This is a genomic window from Bradyrhizobium sp. YCK136 (genome assembly GCF_044570075.1).
Classification (GTDB): Bacteria; Pseudomonadota; Alphaproteobacteria; order Rhizobiales; family Xanthobacteraceae; genus Bradyrhizobium; species Bradyrhizobium diazoefficiens.
In genome coordinates, this window is record NZ_CP172424.1 from 2,908,573 (window position 1) to 2,925,802 (window position 17,230).

At 61.5% G+C, this 17,230-nt stretch carries 14 protein-coding genes and 1 pseudogene; 8 read left to right on the top strand and 7 right to left on the bottom strand.

Annotated elements, in window-relative coordinates:
* Nucleotides 1–254 precede the first annotated feature (254 nt).
* Together ACFLEY_RS13680 and ACFLEY_RS13685 are read left to right on the top strand one after the other, a co-directional pair.
* Complete coding sequence (locus ACFLEY_RS13680) at nt 255–1,319, top strand: IS630-like element ISRj1 family transposase (RefSeq protein WP_060908299.1); 1,065 nt, start codon at nt 255–257, stop codon at nt 1,317–1,319.
* A 57-nt stretch (nt 1,320–1,376) separates the two neighbouring features.
* Nucleotides 1,377–1,502: a hypothetical protein gene (locus ACFLEY_RS13685; RefSeq protein WP_396604970.1), complete on the top strand. Its 126-nt coding sequence runs from the start codon at nt 1,377–1,379 to the stop codon at nt 1,500–1,502.
* A gap of 331 nt (nt 1,503–1,833) precedes the next feature.
* On the opposite strand, the gene ACFLEY_RS13690 is transcribed toward ACFLEY_RS13685, so the two are convergent.
* The 5 genes and pseudogenes from ACFLEY_RS13690 to ACFLEY_RS13710 form a co-directional block, all read right to left on the bottom strand.
* Nucleotides 1,834–2,259, bottom strand: a complete 426-nt coding sequence (locus ACFLEY_RS13690; RefSeq protein ID WP_060908298.1) for a CBS domain-containing protein — start codon at nt 2,257–2,259, stop codon at nt 1,834–1,836.
* A gap of 319 nt (nt 2,260–2,578) precedes the next feature.
* Nucleotides 2,579–3,277 carry a substrate-binding domain-containing protein gene (locus ACFLEY_RS13695; protein WP_060908297.1) on the bottom strand — a complete coding sequence of 233 codons (699 nt, stop codon included), beginning with the start codon at nt 3,275–3,277 and terminating at the stop codon, nt 2,579–2,581.
* Nucleotides 3,274–5,399 (bottom strand): annotated as a pseudogene (locus tag ACFLEY_RS13700) (molybdopterin cofactor-binding domain-containing protein). Before ACFLEY_RS13700 ends, ACFLEY_RS13695 begins: the two are co-directional and overlap by 4 nt.
* The gene (locus tag ACFLEY_RS13705; protein ID WP_060908296.1) at nt 5,396–5,863 is read right to left on the bottom strand and encodes a (2Fe-2S)-binding protein; all 468 of its coding nucleotides are present in this window, start codon (nt 5,861–5,863) and stop codon (nt 5,396–5,398) included. The pseudogene ACFLEY_RS13700 and the gene ACFLEY_RS13705 overlap by 4 nt, the downstream one beginning before the upstream one ends.
* A gap of 15 nt (nt 5,864–5,878) precedes the next feature.
* Nucleotides 5,879–6,835 carry a tripartite tricarboxylate transporter substrate binding protein gene (locus ACFLEY_RS13710; protein WP_171901297.1) on the bottom strand — a complete coding sequence of 319 codons (957 nt, stop codon included), beginning with the start codon at nt 6,833–6,835 and terminating at the stop codon, nt 5,879–5,881.
* 251 nt (nt 6,836–7,086) lie between these two features.
* Between ACFLEY_RS13710 and ACFLEY_RS13715 the strand changes: the two genes are divergently transcribed.
* From ACFLEY_RS13715 to ACFLEY_RS13725, 3 genes are all read left to right on the top strand, one after another.
* Nucleotides 7,087–9,174, top strand: coding sequence for a molybdopterin-dependent oxidoreductase (locus ACFLEY_RS13715; protein ID WP_060912620.1), 2,088 nt, complete (start codon nt 7,087–7,089; stop codon nt 9,172–9,174).
* 130 nt (nt 9,175–9,304) lie between these two features.
* Entirely contained in the window at nt 9,305–10,087 is a 783-nt protein-coding gene (locus ACFLEY_RS13720; RefSeq protein WP_028173134.1) for an enoyl-CoA hydratase/isomerase family protein, read from the top strand.
* A gap of 512 nt (nt 10,088–10,599) precedes the next feature.
* A protein-coding gene (locus ACFLEY_RS13725) for an IS3 family transposase (RefSeq protein ID WP_396604971.1) occupies nt 10,600–11,813 on the top strand; the annotation gives its coding sequence in 2 pieces (ribosomal slippage) (nt 10,600–10,876 and nt 10,876–11,813; 1,215 coding nt in all).
* 889 nt (nt 11,814–12,702) lie between these two features.
* Here ACFLEY_RS13725 and ACFLEY_RS13730 read toward each other — a convergent pair.
* Nucleotides 12,703–13,767, bottom strand: coding sequence for an IS630-like element ISRj1 family transposase (locus ACFLEY_RS13730; protein ID WP_026192128.1), 1,065 nt, complete (start codon nt 13,765–13,767; stop codon nt 12,703–12,705).
* Nucleotides 13,768–13,970: 203 nt separating this feature from the next.
* Entirely contained in the window at nt 13,971–14,387 is a 417-nt protein-coding gene (locus ACFLEY_RS13735) for a hypothetical protein (protein ID WP_129557353.1), read from the bottom strand.
* A gap of 283 nt (nt 14,388–14,670) precedes the next feature.
* Between ACFLEY_RS13735 and ACFLEY_RS13740 the strand changes: the two genes are divergently transcribed.
* The 3 genes from ACFLEY_RS13740 (at nt 14,671) to ACFLEY_RS13750 (ending at nt 17,106) form a co-directional block, all read left to right on the top strand.
* Entirely contained in the window at nt 14,671–15,141 is a 471-nt protein-coding gene (locus ACFLEY_RS13740; protein WP_129557352.1) for a hypothetical protein, read from the top strand.
* 714 nt (nt 15,142–15,855) lie between these two features.
* Nucleotides 15,856–16,218 carry a hypothetical protein gene (locus ACFLEY_RS13745; protein ID WP_039185647.1) on the top strand — a complete coding sequence of 121 codons (363 nt, stop codon included), beginning with the start codon at nt 15,856–15,858 and terminating at the stop codon, nt 16,216–16,218.
* Nucleotides 16,219–16,314: 96 nt separating this feature from the next.
* A complete protein-coding gene (locus ACFLEY_RS13750) occupies nt 16,315–17,106 on the top strand; it encodes a DUF3102 domain-containing protein (protein ID WP_082755288.1) in 792 nt (263 codons plus the stop codon).
* Nucleotides 17,107–17,230 lie beyond the last annotated feature (124 nt).

Genomic DNA, 17,230 nt, shown 5'->3' on the forward strand with positions numbered 1-17,230 from the left:
TGCGCGGACGGTAGCCTTCCGATTTGAACCACTTCGAATAGCGCTATGGGAAGTGACCGTCTGGATTGTCGGCATTGTCCTCGCGGACCACTATTTGGGTGGGTGGATCCGACGAACCATTAATGGTCTCCTACCTGCTACAGTGCTCGGGGCATATCCTGAAGTGCAAGGCTGGCTACTTGTCGTCGATATCGTTTTTGGTCTTGGGCTAGTACCCACTTTTCTTGGAACGTGAGTCGTGATTCAAGGTCGGGATGATACCCGAAGCAAGAGAGGTCCACCTTTCGAGGAAAGATCGCAAGGTGCTTGAGGCGTGCTGTCGCTCACCGGTGACGTTGCAGCGCGATTTGAAGCGGGCGCGGATAGTTCTGTTGGCGGCGGATGGGCGCAGCACCCGGTCGATCGCCAAGGAAGTTGGGGTCCAGCCGCGGATTGTCAGCCTTTGGCGGCGTCGCTATGCCGACCATGGCCTTGAAGGGCTGCAAGACAAGCCGCGGCCTGGCAAGCAGCCGATCTATACGAAGACGACCGACAAGCGGATTCTGAAGCTGCTGGATAAGCCGCCACCGCAAGGGTTTGCGCGCTGGACCGGCCCCCTGCTGGCCGAGGCGCTGGGCGATGTCGATGTCCAATATGTCTGGCGGTTCCTGCGCAGCCACAAGATTGACCTGGTGGCTCGCAAGTCCTGGTGCGAGAGCAACGACCCGAACTTTACGGCCAAAGCCGCCGATGTTGTCGGCCTCTATGTCGCGCCGCCGGCGAAGGCCATTGTGCTGTGCGTGGACGAGAAGCCCTCGATCCAGGCTTTGGAGCGAGCGCAGGGTTATCTGAAGTTGCCCAATGGCCGCGCCTTGACCGGCCAAAGCCACGATTACAAGCGGCATGGCACCACAACATTGTTTGCGGCGCTCGAAGTCGCCACCGGAAAGATCATCGCGACCCATTCAAAACGCCGGCGCCGCGTCGAGTTTCTCGATTTCATGAACAGCGTCACCGCGGCTTTTCCGAACCGCAAGCTTCACGTCATCCTCGACAACCTCAACACCCATAAAAAGAACGAGGACTGGCTCAAGGCCCACCCCAACGTGCAATTTCATTTCACGCCGACAAGTGCGTCATGGCTCAATCAGGTCGAAGTATGGTTTTCCATCTTGCAGGGGCAGTCGCTCAGCGGCACCTCCTTCACGAGCCTCAAGCAGCTTCAGGAACACATCGATGCCTACGTCAACGCATACAACGACAGAGCCGAGCCCTTCGTCTGGACCAAGAAAAAGGTCCGTCAACGCCGTTTCAAAGGCCGCCGTATCACTCAGCTCTGATTCCGGGTACTAGTCGCCTTAAGTGAGGAGATCGTATTCCGCCGCTGTGCGCGTCATCTGCTCCAGAGCTATTTGGATGACGGCTTTGCCTTGGTTCTCGCAACATCTTTTTTGTTTGGAGCCTATCACTGGTGGACGGGCTTCGGGAATATTGGCGAGGCTGTGGTGAAGGTGGCTTGTTGATGACGTTGTACCGCCGATCCGGGGCACTTTGGCCTGCAGTTCTTGGACACTACCTGACTGACATAGTGAACTTCGCGCTTTGAAAGGTCGCCTTTGGCCCGTTCGCGAAGTGGCGACACCTTTCATCGAGGTCCGCTTGGAGGGGTAGAGCGGACTGACCTTGCTCACTCCGAGTTCTTCGCATTTTGACCCTGAGCGGACTCTATGAAGCCCCGCCCGAGCAGGGCTACACTCAACTTCGATTGCAGGAAACAAGGCGATTTCTTCGCGATTAACCATCACCAAAAGCGGAAAACATCAGAAGCGCGATCGGCGCGATAGCCGATCCGCATTAGCGGTGAATAAATTGTACCAACTGGTCAATGACGAATTCTTGTTTACTGATTATGTTTTTTACCAAATCTCCAATCGATACAATTCCGATCAATTTGCCCTGATCAATAACGGGAAGGTGGCGAACTCTCTTCTCAGTCATAACGGCCATGCATTCTTCCACAGTTTGATCAAGGTGAGCGTATAAAACCTTCGCCTCCATAATGTCACGGACACGAGTTGTAGGGGATGCACGTCCTTTCAAAAACACGTTCCGTGCGTAATGTCGTTCGGTAATGATGCCAATGGGGTTTCCGTCCTCGATTACAACTAAAGAACCAGCATTCTGGTCAGCCATCTTTTGTATGGCCTCAAGGACGGTGTTGTCCGGGCCAATTGTAAAAACATCATGCCCTTTTTCATTGAGTAACTGGCGGACCGTCATCGAAATTCTCCGCCCTTCGAAAAGCGTCGTTTCCCAGCAGGCCGCCTATTGGTTTGACACAGACGCTTGAACACCGTGCCGCGTTAAACTATGCGCGCCATGCGAAAACTAAATTACTACTAATGGCTAAGTCTGATTTGATCTACGTCAAAGCGCGGGCATTCGGCTGCGACGACCCGCTGGACAAATTTGGCTTGCAGACTATGCCAATGGCTGCTCTTGGCCCATCTCGGACCTGAGGTGAGGTGCGCCAACGCGCCGCTATCAGAGGCAGAGCGGACCTCATACGAAGTGCAGCGCAAGTTTATGAGTACGCGCCCTAGCCGGCAAAGCCCGCGCGCTGGCGCAGCTCCTTTCGGTCCGCGCCGGTCAGCAAAGCGATCAGCGCGGCGGCTTCCTTCGGGTGTGCGGCGCGCGTGGTCACGCCGGCCGTGTACGTCGTCACCAGTTCGCAGCCCGGCGGCAGCGATCCCGATAGCGCAATGCCGTCGGTCGCGATGATCTCGGTCGCCTGGGTGCAACCGAGCGGCCTTTGCGCGGTGGATGTCGCAAGCTCCCGCATCGCGGTCGCGCCGTTCGGGAATATCTTGAGACGCGATGCGACCTCGTAGGCGATGCCGAGTTGATCCAGGACCTTTGCGACGTGCTGGCCCGCGGTCGAAGCCCTGGTGTCGGGCACATAGATGGCGTCTGCGGCACGCAGGACCTCGCGCAGGTCGGCTTCAGTCTTCACGGCCACCTTGGGATCGCGGTTGCGGACCGCCAGCGCGGTTTCAACGCTGCCGACATCTGCGATCGAGGAGGGGACGACGAGCTTCTCCTCGGCAAGTTTCGCGAGCAACGCCTGCGTTAATATGACGAGATCGGCCGGCGTGCTCGCACGCAGCTTGTCGGCCATGATGCCGACCGCGCCGAACTCGCCGTCGATGCCGAACCCGGTCTGCGTCTTGAAGGCCTCGCTGAGGCCGCGCACCAGCCCTTGCGCCGCGCCGCCGCTCAGAATATTCACTGTCGTCACGATGCAAGCTCCATGGCTGCGATGATCTTGTCGCGCGTGATCGGCAGGTCGCGCACGCGCACGCCGAGGCAATCGTGGACCGCGTTCGCGATCGCCGCCGTCACCGGGCCGTGTGCGGCTTCGCCGGCGCCGACCGGCTCGATCTCCGGCCGCTGGATGATCTCGACATCCACCGCCGGCACCTCGCTGAAGGTCAGGATCGGATAGTCGGTCCAAATGTCGATGTGATGCGTATCCGGTCGAAGCGGACGCGCTCCTTCAACACCCAGCTCGTCGCCTGGATCGCGCCGCCTTCGATCTGGTTGATCACGCCGTCGGGGTTGATGGCTTCGCCGACATCGACCGCCAGCGTCAGCCGCCTCACGCGGATATCGTCGGTGCCTTCGATCTCGGCAATCGCGGCGCAATAGGCGCCCGTGTTCTTGTAGCGGGCAAAACCGACGCCGTGGCCGATACCGGTTCGCTTCTGCGGCTTCCACTGCGCGCGTCGGGCTGCGGCGCGAATGACGTCCTTCGCGCGCTCATCGCGCAGATGGCGCAGACGAAACGCGACCGGATCTTCGCCGCGCAGGGCGGCGATCTCGTCGAGCAGGGATTCGATCGCGAACACGTTGCCTTGCCCGCCCAGGGTCCGCAGCGCCGAGGTGCGCAGCGGCATGGTCAGCAGGCGGTGGCTCGTGATCGTCCAGGCCGGGAGGTCATAGAGCGGAACGGAATTGCGGTCGCCGCCGCCGCCATTGGCCGCCGGCGGGTTCGTCGAGATCATGCGCGGATAGGGTTTTGCGATCTCGGTTGCCGCAAGCAGCGCCGGCTGTGCCGCCCGTCCCGGCCGCGCCGCGTGGCCGTTGCTCCAGATCGCATGGCGCCAGCCGACGATCTCGTTGTCCGCATCGAGATCGGCCTCGATCTCGATGGCCATGGCCGCGCCGAATGGCGCGTGGGACATCTCGTCGTGGCGCGACCACTGCACCCGGATCGGACGGCCGTCGACCGCTTTCGCCAGCAGCACGGCATCGAGCGCGACCTCGTCGGCCGCATTGTGCCCGTAGCAGCCGGCGCCCTCCATGTGCTCGACGACGATGTCTTCTGCCGGCAGCCTGAGCACGATCGCGAGATCGGCGCGCAGCAGATAGACGCCCTGGCTGTGGGTCCAGACGTGGACACGATCGCCCTCCCACCGCGCCATCGCACAGGACGGCGCGATCGAGGCATGCGCGATATAGGGGCGGGTGTATTGCCGGCGGAGAGTGCGCGCGGCCTTCTGTGGCGACGCGGCCGATCTGGTGTCGATGGTGGTCGTCTCGACCGGTTGGCTCTTCAGGAAGCCCGCCAGATCGTTTTCGTCGGGCAGCGGCTCGCCGGCCGACCATGTCGCGCCCTTGCGCAGGGCATTCAGCGCGGCTTCCGCCGCCACCTCGCTGTCGGCGACCACGCCGGCGAAACTGCCGTCGCGAGCGATCGCGACGAGGCCCGGAACGGTGCGCACGGCTGTTTCGTCGAGCGCGGTCAATTTGGCGCCCGAGATGTCCGGCCGTAGCACGCGGCCGTGCAACAGCTCCGGCAGCGCATGGTCGTGGATGAAGCGCGGCCGTGCGAACACCTTGTCGGGAATGTCCACGCGCTGGATCGAATGCCCTGCCACGGCACGCATTACGGCGGTCTTCGCAGTCGCGCCAGCAGTGGCATCCTGGTCGAGCGAGACGTCGCCCGCCAGCTCCCAATAGCTGGTCCTGACATTGCCGGGACCCGAGATCGTGCCGTCATCGACATCGAGCCGCGAGGCATCGACGCCGAGGCGTTCCGACGCCGCGGCGAGGAAGCGCTGGCGCACTTCGGCGCAAACATGTCGCAGCGCGCGGCCGGATTGCTGGATCGAAAGGCTGCCCGAGGTGACGCCTTCGTTCGGGCTGGTTGCGGTCGAGGCGCGGATCATTTCGATGCGGCCGATATCGACGTCGAGCTCGTCCGCGGCGATCTGGGCCAGCGCCGTGACGATGCCCTGGCCGATCTCGACCTTGCCGGGCGAGATCGCGACGCGGCCGTCGCCGGTGAACCGCACCCAGGACGACAGTCTTGGATTGGTCACGAGGCTGACCGGCAGTTTCGGCGCAGGGGGCGTCATGGGTTGGCCATCTCCGAGGCCGCGCGCAGCACGGCGCGGACCATGCGGTTATGCGATCCGCAGCGGCACAGGTTGCGGTCAAGCGCCGTTCTGACCTCGGCCTCCGTCGGCGACGGATTGCGCTTCAGCAGGGCCGCCGCACTGATCAGGATTCCCGAAACACAATAGCCGCATTGCATCGCCTGTTCGGAGATGAGGGCGCGTTGCAAGGCGTGTGGCTGCTCAGCCGTGCCGAGACCTTCGATCGTGACGACGTCTTTGCCGGCAACCGACCACATCGGCATGTCGCAGGAGGCCATCGCGCGGCCGTCCACCATGACGTAACAGGCCCCGCACTCATTGGCACCACAGCCAAAATGCGGACCGGTAACGCCGAGCTGGTCGCGCAGAACATCGAGCAGCCTCTGATCTGGATCAGCGTCCACAGCCGTCGCCGTGCCGTTGAGCTGGAATTGAATCGGCATGGTCGTTCTACGGCCTCAGGACTTGTCGAACTTCTTGACGACATCGGCCCATTTCTCGATGTCGCCGCGCAGGAACTTGTCGAAATCCTCCGGCGTCATCGACATGGGAACGGCGCCTTGCGCGGTCCAGAGCTTGACGATGTCCGGACGTTTCACCATTGCGTTCACGGCGGCGTTGAGCTTGTCGATGACTGGCTTCGGCGTGCTGGCCGGCGCCATCAGGCCCAGCCAGATCGTGGCCTCATAGCCTGCTGTGCCGGCCTCGCCAGCGGTCGGCACGTTCGGCAGCACCGTTGAACGCTGCTTGCCGGTGGTGGCGAGTGCGCGGACCTGGTTCTCGGCGATGTTCGGCGCCATCGCCGGCACGGCGTCGATCATCATCTGCACCTGCCCGCCGATCACGCCGCTGCGCGCCTCGCCGCTGTTGCGGTAGGGCACGTGGACGACGTTGATGCCCGCCATCGCTTTGAACAGCTCGCCGGCCATGTGATAGGGCGTGCCCTGGCCGGAGGAGGCGTAGTTCAACTTCCCCGGTTGCGATTTGGCGAGCGTGATGAACTCTTGCAGCGTCTTGGCTGGAACCTGCGGGTTCACCACGATGACGAGATCGGAATAATTCACCGGCGCGATCGGCGCGAGGTCGCGCATCAGCTCGTATTTGCGTTGTTCCGGCGTCAGCAGCGATTCATTCGCGGTCTGGGTGTTGGACATCATCAACAGCGTGTAGCCGTCGGCCGGCGACTTCGCCGCCTCGACGGTGCCGATGACGCCCCCCGCGCCGGTGCGGTTCTCGACCACGAAGGGCTGGCCAAAACTCTCCTGGAGCGCGTTGCCGATCAGCCGGGCCGCGACGTCGGCCGGCCCGCCGGCGCCGAAGGGCACGACGATTCTGACCGCGTGCGTGGGATAATCCTGCGCCAATGAGGGAGCTGCGGCGACTACGCCGAGCAGGCCGGCGGCCAGCGCCAGCATGAATTGTCGGGCCGTCACGCCCACCTCCCTGATATCGTTCTTGTTGGGCGCACTGTAGCGGCAGGGAACGCGGACTGTCGACGCCTCACAACGTCGATCGCGCCGGGAATATCGGGCGGCTTTCGGTGTGGCCGGGCCGGATTTCGTGCTTTCGGCAGGAACCGGCCGCGCGTGCGGTTTGAGCAAATCGCATGGGCGTTGCCGGATAAATGCTCTCGGCCGGCCGGTATTTTGGTGTTACGAACTGGGACATGAACCAGCACGCCAAGATCGAAATCCGCCATTCGACCTGTCCGCACGATTGCCCCTCAGCCTGCGCCCTCGATGTCGAGGTGGTCGAAGGCCGCAGCATCGGCCGCGTCCGCGGTTCGAAGAAGCAGACCTATACGGCCGGCGTCGTCTGCGCCAAGGTCGCCCGCTATGCCGAGCGTATCCATCACCCCGAACGGGTGATGTATCCGATGCGCCGCACCGGGCCGAAGGGCTCCGGGCAGTTCGCGCGCATCTCCTGGGACGAGGCGCTGGACGAGATCGGACATCGGTTCAACCAGGCCGAGCGCGAGTTCGGCGCGGAATCGGTCTGGCCCTACTACTACGCCGGCACGATGGGGCTGGTGATGCGCGACGGTCTCAATCGCCTCACGCATGTGAAGAAATATTCGCGCTTCTATCAGACGATCTGCGCCAATGTCGCGCGGATTGGATATGCGATCGGCACCGGCAAGATCGCCGGCGTCGATCCGCGCGAGATGGCGCTCTCCGACCTCGTCGTGATCTGGGGCACCAATCCGGTCAACACCCAGGTCAACGTGATGACGCATGCCGCGCGGGCGCGCAAGGAGCGCGGCGCCAAGATTGCAGCCGTCGACATCTACGATAACGAGACCATGAAGCAGGCTGATATCAAGATCATCCTGCGTCCCGGCACCGACGGCGCCTTCGCCTGCGGCGTCATGCACGTCCTGTTCCGCGACGGCTATGCCGACCGCACCTACATGGACAAGTACACCGATTGCCCTGCCGAGCTCGAGGCGCATCTGAAGGCGCGCACGCCGGAATGGGCCTCCGCCATCTGCGGCGTCCCGGTCGCCGAGATCGAGGCTTTTGCGAAGGCCGTCGGCGAGACCAAACGCACCTTCTTCCGCTATGGCTACGGCTTTACGCGCAGCCGCAATGGCGCCACGCAGATGCATGCGGCGAATTGCATCCCCGCAGTGACCGGGGCCTGGCAGTATGAGGGCGGCGGCGCCTTCTTCAACAATTACGCGCTGTGGCACTTCAACGAGGCCATCATCGAGGGCCACGACGCGATCGACCGGACCACGCGTGCGCTCGACCAGTCGAAGATCGGCCGCATCCTCACCGGCGACGCCGAGGCCCTGCTCGGCAAGGGACCGGTCAAGGCGATGCTGATCCAGAACACCAATCCGATGACGGTGGCGCCGGAGCAGGCGCTGGTAGCCCAAGGCTTTGCGCGCGAGGATCTGTTCGTCGCGGTGCACGAGCAGTTCATGACCGAGACAGCGCTGATGGCCGACATCGTGCTGCCGGCGACCATGTTCATGGAGCACGACGACCTCTATTACGGCGGCGGCCATCAACACATCTCGGTTGGACCCAAGCTGATCGACCCGCCCGACGAATGCCGCTCAAACCACCAGGTGTTGCAGGCGCTGGCACCGCGGCTTGGCGCCAGGCATCAGGGCTTCGAGATGACGCCGCGCGAACTGATCGACGCAACGCTGAAGCTCAGCAACCACGGCGACATCGCCGGCCTCGAAGCCGACATCTGGCGCAATCTGCAACCGGATTTCCGCACCGCGCATTTCCTCGACGGCTTTGGCCATGCCGACGGCAAATTCCATTTCAGGGCGGACTGGGCGCATCCGCCGTTCGGCCAGACGATGGGCGATGTCGACCAGATGCCGTCACTGCCCGACCATTGGGCGGTGATCGAGCATGCCGACCAGGCCCATCCGTTCCGGCTTGCGACCAGCCCCTCGCGCAGCTTCCTCAACACCACGTTCAACGAGACGCCGTCCTCACAGGCGCGCGAGGGCAAAGCGAGCGTGATGATCCACCCGCTGGACGCAGCCCCCCTCGATATCGTCGACGGCGACGCCGTGACGCTCGGCAACACCCGCGGCGAGACCACGCTGAATGCGGTGCTGTTCGAGGGCGTGCGGCGGGGAGTCCTGATCGCGGAATCCGTGCATCCGAACAAGAATCATATCGGCGGTCGCGGCATCAACACGCTGACCGGTGCGGACACCATCGCCCCGATCGTTGGCGCTGCATTCCACGACAACAAGGTCTGGATCAGGAAAGCGGCCACCTGAGCGCGCATGGCGATTGCCTTGCAATTTGTGTCGAGGCGCTAAAGCGGCGCTGCGCCGCAGTTTGCGCTTGCACCTCTCGCCCGACCTGCCGCAAATGGCAGCAAAACGGGAGCAAGGAAGCGAGCGTGCCATGACCGACACCACAGCCGTCGTCACCGAGAAGCGCGGGCAGGCGTTCTGGATCACCATCAACCGGCCGGAGAAGCGCAACGCGCTGAACGGCGACGTCATCGCCGGCATCACCAAAGGCTATCGCGATGCGCATGACGACAAGGACGTCCGCGTCATCGTGCTGACGGGCGCGGGCGACAAGGCGTTCTGCGCTGGCGCGGACTTGCAGAATTCCGGTGCGGCCTTTGCGATGGATTTCTCCAGGCCGAATGTCGACTACGCCGATCTGTTGCGCCTGTCGCAGAACGCGACCAAGCCCGCGATCGCGCGGGTCGGCGGCGTCTGCATGGCTGGCGGCATTGGCTTGCTGTGCATGACCGATATGGCTGTGGCGGCCGATCACGTCATCTTCGGCCTGCCGGAGGTGAAGGTCGGCGTGTTTCCGATGCAGGTGCTGAGCCTGTTGCAGGAGATCGCATCGCGGCGCCTCGTCAATGAATGGGCACTCACAGGCGAGCCGTTCGATGCGAAGGCGGCGAAGGACGCCGGCCTGCTCAACTACGTCGTGCCGACGGCCGAGCTCGATGCCAAGGTCGACTGGCTGATCGGCCGTATCGTCGACAAATCCCCGACCGCGATCCGCCGAGGCAAATACGCCATGCGTGCGATTGCCTCGATGTCGTTCGACGAAAGCATCGCCTACACCGAGAGCCAGATCGCACTGCTGGCGATGACCGAGGACGCCAAGGAGGGCCTGAAGGCCTTCAGCGAGAAGCGCAAGCCGAGTTGGCCGGGAAGATAGATGCCGTGCTGCAGCCTCCGTCTCGGCTGGCAGCGTCAGGAAAGCGCATCTTATCCATTGGCGCTAGCTAAACATGGGATTTTCCGGTCGAACAAAAGCGGCTGGTCAACAAGTCGGCGAGCAGACGATAAAGCTGAAGGAGGCTCGGGGGCTCAGAGATCCGGATCCGCTTCTAAGGGAAGCCGCCAGCCGAAGAGGATGTTGTGTGCGCCACTGATGCCTGACGCCAGCGAGATTCGCGCCTCGAACGATCAGGCGAAGCAGTCGAAGCGCGGCCGTGACGATGCTAGAGGGCAGTGGAGGCGTGCCCGACACGACTTACTTGAACGGACAAAACGGGCCTTTGCGATGCGCTCGCCCGCCTTTCCGGCTGGAAAGCAAGAAAGAGCGCCTCCGGAGAGACGCTCTTTTGCCACCCCATTCCGGGGTTAGGACATCTGAAATGGACCCCGGTTTTGGGACCAGAGGCTAAGTTGGAAAAGGGCCGCTCCGTTTGATAGACGGAGGGCATGATGACGAAGAAGACACGACGGAAGATCGACGCGGCGTTGAAGGCAAAGATCGCGCTGGAAGCGGTGCGGGAGCAGGCGACGGTGGCCGATCTGGCCCAGCGCTATGAGGTTCACCCGAACCAGATCTATGCCTGGAAGAAGCAGCTGCTGGACCAGGCGGCCCGGGCTTTTGACGCGGGTGTCGGGCGCGAGAGCGAGGAAACGCGCGAACGCGAGATCGAGAAGCTGCACGCCAAGATTGGACAACTGACAGTCGAGCGCGATTTTTTAGCGCGGAGGTCCGGAAGATGAGCACGCCGGACCGTCGAGGAATGCTCGATCGCGCCGACCAGGCGCTGTCGATCCGCCGGCAATGCATGTTGCTTGGCATCGCCCGTTCTGGGGTCTACCGGCCGCCACAGCCGGCCAACGACAACGACCTTGCCCTGATGCAGCGGATCGACGAGCTGTTCACCGCCTGGCCATTCCTGGGCTCGCGGCGAATGACCGCGATGCTGAAGGCTGAGGGGCTTCAGGTCAATCGCAAGCGCGTGCAGCGGTTGATGCGCAAGATGGGCATCGCGGCGCTGGGACCGAAGCCGAACACGACAAAGCCGGCGCCGGGCCACAAGATCTATCCCTATCTGCTGCGCAACATGACGATCGACCGGCCGAACCAGGTGTGGGCGGCCGACATCACGTATCTGCCCATCGGCCGCGGCTTTCTCTATCTCGTCGCCATCATCGACTGGGCGAGCCGTGCGGTTCTGGCGTGGCGGTTGTCGAATACGATGGACGTCTCGTTCTGCGTGGCGGCTCTGGAAGAGGCGCTGGCGACGTACGGCACGCCGGAGATTTTCAACACCGACCAGGGCAGCCAGTTCACCAGCGTGGCCTTCACCGGCGCGTTGGTGGGCGCAGGGATCAAGATCTCCATGGATGGCCGCGGTCGTTGGATGGACAATGTCTTCATCGAGCGGCTGTGGCGGTCGCTCAAGCATGAGGACATCTATCTCAAGGGCTATGCCGACGGCCGCGAGGCCAAGGCAGGGATCGCGAGCTGGATCGCCTTCTACAACGATCGTCGCCTTCATCAGTCCCTCGGCTATCGCACGCCGATGGCGGTCTGGCGCGAACGGATGCAGGCCGCGCAGGCTGTGGACATGGTGGACAACGCTGACGCGTTGACCACATGCCCACAGCAATTCCAGCAGAGAGAGTCTCTGGCTGCGTGATAGAAAGGGATCAGGAGCGATCCGTTTCCAACTAACAAACCGGTTCAACCGGTCCCGCTCCGCGGGTCCATTTCAATCCGATTGCACAGAAAGCACTACGCTATCGCACTTTCAACTTCCCCCACGCCTCACGTGGCATAAGGGATTCTTCAGTCGAATTGCCAGGTGGCACACGGGATTAGCTCGAACAACAACATCTAAATGCTAATGGTTAACAACGCAGGAAAGTCTCGAGATGCCCATGAACGCGGAGCACAGTTCCGAGATGAGAGGCGGGGCTCTTCCAAGGCTCAAGCTGGGTGCTCCTAGGAACTCCGATCTGATGGGCAGCATTTTACGATTCACTGCCCTTTGCGGCGAAATTCTAACGAGCGAAGTGGCGGATGCGGGATCACGGTCGATGCGCGCCTGACCCTATTATTCGCGCTGGCAGAAGGCAGCGTTGCGATGCATTAGACGAAAGCAGCAAAAGCGCCTCCGGAGAGACGCTCGGTCAACACATGCGATTGCACAGAAAGCACTACGTTATCGCACTTCAACTCCCCCACGCCTCACATAAGGGGTTCCACAATCGGGCACCTAAGTAGCCAACGAGATTAGCTCGAACAACAACATCTCAATGCAAATGGTTAACCACGCCGGAAAATCTGGGACGCTCGCGAACTGGGAGCACACTTCCGAGATGAGAGGCGGAGCTATCCTTCCAAGGCTCGAGCCGGTGCTGTAGGGGACTCCGATCTGATGGGCAGCATTTCACGATTCACTGCCCTTTGCGGATCATCGATACAGGCGAAGAGCCGGCGGTGGTGGCGCTAATCAGGACAGTTGGTGAGATCAAATCCCAATGGAGTATCGTCAGATTTCTTTATGATAGTACTAGTACCCGGAATCAGAGCTGAGTGATACGGCGGCCTTTGAAACGGCGTTGACGGACCTTTTTCTTGGTCCAGACGAAGGGCTCGGCTCTGTCGTTGTATGCGTTGACGTAGGCATCGATGTGTTCCTGAAGCTGCTTGAGGCTCGTGAAGGAGGTGCCGCTGAGCGACTGCCCCTGCAAGATGGAAAACCATACTTCGACCTGATTGAGCCATGACGCACTTGTCGGCGTGAAATGAAATTGCACGTTGGGGTGGGCCTTGAGCCAGTCCTCGTTCTTTTTATGGGTGTTGAGGTTGTCGAGGATGACGTGAAGCTTGCGGTTCGGAAAAGCCGCGGTGACGCTGTTCATGAAATCGAGAAACTCGACGCGGCGCCGGCGTTTTGAATGGGTCGCGATGATCTTTCCGGTGGCGACTTCGAGCGCCGCAAACAATGTTGTGGTGCCATGCCGCTTGTAATCGTGGCTTTGGCCGGTCAAGGCGCGGCCATTGGGCAACTTCAGATAACCCTGCGCTCGCTCCAAAGCCTGGATCGAGGGCTTCTCGTCCACGCACAGCACAATGGCCTTCGCCGGCGGCGCGACATAGAGGCCGACAACATCGGCGGCTTTGGCCGTAAAGTTCGGGTCGTTGCTCTCGCACCAGGACTTGCGAGCCACCAGGTCAATCTTGTGGCTGCGCAGGAACCGCCAGACATATTGGACATCGACATCGCCCAGCGCCTCGGCCAGCAGGGGGCCGGTCCAGCGCGCAAACCCTTGCGGTGGCGGCTTATCCAGCAGCTTCAGAATCCGCTTGTCGGTCGTCTTCGTATAGATCGGCTGCTTGCCAGGCCGCGGCTTGTCTTGCAGCCCTTCAAGGCCATGGTCGGCATAGCGATGCCGCCAAAGGCTGACAATCCGCGGCTGGACCCCAACTTCCTTGGCGATCGACCGGGTGCTGCGCCCATCCGCCGCCAACAGAACTATCCGCGCCCGCTTCAAATCGCGCTGCAACGTCACCGGTGAGCGACAGCACGCCTCAAGCACCTTGCGATCTTTCCTCGAAAGGTGGACTTCTCTTGCTTCGGGTATCATCCCGACCTTGAATCACGACTCACGTTCCAAGAAAAGTGGGTACTAGTTGGGTAGCCGGTAGGCGCTTGTCTTGATTTAAGAGGCGGGCGTCGCACAGTATAGTGCGGGCGGGTGCCCACGTCAGAGCGTGCTATGTTCGGGCTGGCTCGTTCTGATCCGGAGCGAAATGCCCAGTCCGTATTCGCGCCTCGCACGCAGGCTGTTCACGTGGCGTGTTCGCCGGCAGCATTTAGCACGGGGATTTTTTCTGTAGGGAACGAATTATTTGAGGCCGTCATGATCACGGTCGTCGCTCGATCCTGATTACAATCTCCAGCCGGCAGCTTGAGCGCGATGCGCATGCCAGGCGCTAGAGAGGTATAGCCTGCCGCCTGGCATCGATCGTTTTGAAAGCCAATTGCCACGCGCATCTGTCGAGACGACGACACATGGTCTGCGCCGGCAGTTGGCGTCTGCTCGCGACGTTCTCGAATTGGCTCTCTCTGTAATTCGGGATGGCGTCCAGTATTGCTCGATTTCGCCAGGCCGTGATTGAGAGCCAGCTTGCCTGGGTCGCGGATGCGCGGATTGAAAATCAGTAGGTCGCGCGGGGTGTCCCCCGGTGCCAATTCGGTTGTCATTCAAGGTCCGATCGTGCCGGCATTATGCGGGTATAATGCCGGCATTATACGGTGCGATCGGAATTCGAGCTTTTGACTCAAAAGCTTACCATGGGATCTGGCGCGTGTTGAAAACTCAACTCGCGGCCGCGAGAACGCAGGCCGGAGGCGCGTAGGTCGCCCTTGGAGCCCTGAGGGATGAATAGGGTGGTCCTCAACGGCAATGGGTGCAATTTCGTCTTGCAGGAGCAAGCGATGCTGGTGCGTCCGCGTCGTCCATTATACGTTGCGGCCGAAGGCCGCGGTGCAAAAGCTTGTGACCGGGATCATCAATGTGTTGATTGACGATCCAAATTCGGATTGCGTGCGGCAAGACGTGATCGGGTCCATGCTGACGATCTGGGTGTCACTCAATGATCACTTGGTGGTTGGGCAGCGGCTCTCGGTAATGCTGGATGGACGTCCCGGCGAGGCGGAATTGCCGCGCCAGCGGCGCCGGCGACGCCTTTGGCGGGCGTGTCACGCAGTGGTGATGGATTCGATTGCTGAACTCGTGCCTCGCGCCCGTATGGGCGACCATCACCAGGTGTGGCAACTTGGGAACAACCGAAACCCCCGCAGAACGAAGGGGAAAATGGCGATCGCACCGAAGGCGCCCGCGACCGGATTGCCGGTAGCCACGCTCGATCTTGCAGCGGCCGCTCAAGCGAAAACCGATGCGCAGTTTCTCTTGAAGCTGGCGCGCGCCTGCAAGCCTTGGCTGCGCGTCGGTTGAAGACGGCATCTGTAGCGCAGGGGCGCATCGCAAGCTGGATCGCTACCATGATGGAGGCGGCCCACAAGGCCTTAGTTTCCCCCGCGCCGACGAGGCTCGGCGCGGGCCTCGAACGGCTCACGCACCGGGTGACGAAGCGGTCGAGGAGTTAGTTCAGCGTCTCGCCTGCTCGACCAGCAGTCTCAAGCTGTTGAGCGATGCTCCTTTCAGCCTGCAACTGATCAAGGCGTCGCACCGCAAGTGCCTCGCGTCACTTCTGGATTGTGAGCACACTGATCCGTGCGAACGTGCGCTGAGCCGACTGGGGCGCTGGATGGACATGATTTGGACGAGCTGCAGACGCTGGAGGACTCCCGCGCCGAGCGGTGAAACAGCCGTGTCGAAAGAGGTGGTTCGCACGTTGAGGGTGAGGCCAACGAGCCAATGCGCTGCGCGAGGACTGCCGATCCGCACTCTAGAGGCGCGACGTTGAAAAGCTCATCTTCATCAAGATGCGATCTGATGTAGATCCGGACGCTCAACCAGGCGTCCTCTTAACAGGAACTGAAGGATATGGTTGCCAATACTCCCCAGATGCAGGTCACGCACGCGTGTGGGCACTCTGCAATGCGCGTCAAGTCTCAGCATGATACTCTAATGGAGATCAGGATCCGCACTGCCAGACGTACTTTGTGCGAGGCCTGCCTCACTGCGCATAAGGCAAAGCGAGATTGCATGGTCTCCAATTCGGTTCAGCGAACCAAAGAGGCGGCCGCCGCGACCAAGCTGATTGGCAGCAAGAAGCAGATCGAATGGGCCAGCCGTATTCGTGAGAAGTGGCTGTATATCGTTAAGCGCGAACTACCAACGCAGGTTCTGTTCAGTTTTGACAAAGTGCGGGGGGCTGACGTATCCCCCGAGGCCATCGAGCAGGCCGCTACCACCGTACTCGCCGTGCGCCTGGCTGCAATTGATGATGTAGTTACGCACAGCCAGGCTGCCTGGTGGATTGACTTCCGGGACCATCTTGAATCGATGGTTAATCGGCTGACGGATGTCGCCATCAAGTCTGAATGTTCGGCCCTCCTCAACAAGTAAGGCCGATCAAGCAGGCGCGGCCGTCCCTGCAGTCCTCGCGCAACTCTTTCCTTCGATCAGTCGATTCCGCTGCACGCTCCTTGTCCGAGGCAGGGAATGCGAAAATTTTTCGCATTCGGCGCGATGCGCTCCACTGAGGCTGTCGCAAGGTGCCATCATTTTGATATTGTTGACAAATTCGAAAGGGCTCTGTCATTATTGAAGCGAGGTTTGCGACGAGAGATGTCATCAGGAGTACTCATCGTGACGAGCGCGGAGCAGTTCAACTACGATCAGGTTGAGCCGGACAAGGCGGAGGAGCTGCGTGAGCTTGCTGGCGTGATCCGCCTGGGTGTGAGACTGCTGACGCGGACGGCCGTGGAAATAGGCAGATCGCTGACCGAGGCAAAGACCGGCCTGCCAGGTCGGGTGTTCCTGAAGTGGTGCCGTCTGGAAGCGGGCTTCGAGCCGCGCACGGCCCAGCTCTACATGAATCTTGCGGCTCTATACGAGCGCTACGGAGAGGATGTGTATCACGTGCCGCTCAGCGCTGCGCTGGATCTCGCCGCGCCGTCGGTTGACGAGGCCACCTGTGTCGACATCCTGGCGCGGGCCCGCCGTGGCGAACGGCTGACGGTCGAGTTCGTGAAGGAATGCATTCGGCGGGCAAAGAGCAAGGCGGGCAACCCCGACGAGTCGGTGTCCGAGGGTGCTGCCGCGATATCCAACATGCTTGCGAACGAGATCGGCATCGCCACGAAGATGGCGCTGCAGAAGTACCTCGGGGCTAGCCCGGGGGCACATGATCGGCTCTTCATGAAGAGCTTTCGGGAGCGCATCGCGAAAGACCTGCGTCAGAACAGTGTGCGCGTGCGCATGCCATTGACCCACCGGCTGCCCGCAGCCTGAGCGGCGTGTCTTGCTCACCTGGTGATGCAACTTGAGGTCACGACGGGTTGGGCCGGGCGTCTTCGGCCGCGACCTTATGTGTATGCCTTCGGGCACGCGAGCTTTGCTCCGACGGCCGGCCATG

Bases quoted from the DNA above. Each gene is read 5' to 3' on its own strand.
- ACFLEY_RS13680 (WP_060908299.1), top strand. From the start codon at position 255: ATGATACCCGAAGCAAGAGAGGTCCACCTTTCGAGGAAAGATCGCAAG.
- ACFLEY_RS13690 (WP_060908298.1), bottom strand. From the start codon at position 2,259: ATGACGGTCCGCCAGTTACTCAATGAAAAAGGGCATGATGTTTTTACA.
- ACFLEY_RS13705 (WP_060908296.1), bottom strand. From the start codon at position 5,863: ATGCCGATTCAATTCCAGCTCAACGGCACGGCGACGGCTGTGGACGCT.
- ACFLEY_RS13710 (WP_171901297.1), bottom strand. From the start codon at position 6,835: ATGCTGGCGCTGGCCGCCGGCCTGCTCGGCGTAGTCGCCGCAGCTCCC.
- ACFLEY_RS13715 (WP_060912620.1), top strand. From the start codon at position 7,087: ATGAACCAGCACGCCAAGATCGAAATCCGCCATTCGACCTGTCCGCAC.
- ACFLEY_RS13720 (WP_028173134.1), top strand. From the start codon at position 9,305: ATGACCGACACCACAGCCGTCGTCACCGAGAAGCGCGGGCAGGCGTTC.
- ACFLEY_RS13730 (WP_026192128.1), bottom strand. From the start codon at position 13,767: ATGATACCCGAAGCAAGAGAAGTCCACCTTTCGAGGAAAGATCGCAAG.
- ACFLEY_RS13735 (WP_129557353.1), bottom strand. From the start codon at position 14,387: ATGACAACCGAATTGGCACCGGGGGACACCCCGCGCGACCTACTGATT.
- ACFLEY_RS13745 (WP_039185647.1), top strand. From the start codon at position 15,856: ATGGTCTCCAATTCGGTTCAGCGAACCAAAGAGGCGGCCGCCGCGACC.
- ACFLEY_RS13750 (WP_082755288.1), top strand. From the start codon at position 16,315: ATGCGAAAATTTTTCGCATTCGGCGCGATGCGCTCCACTGAGGCTGTC.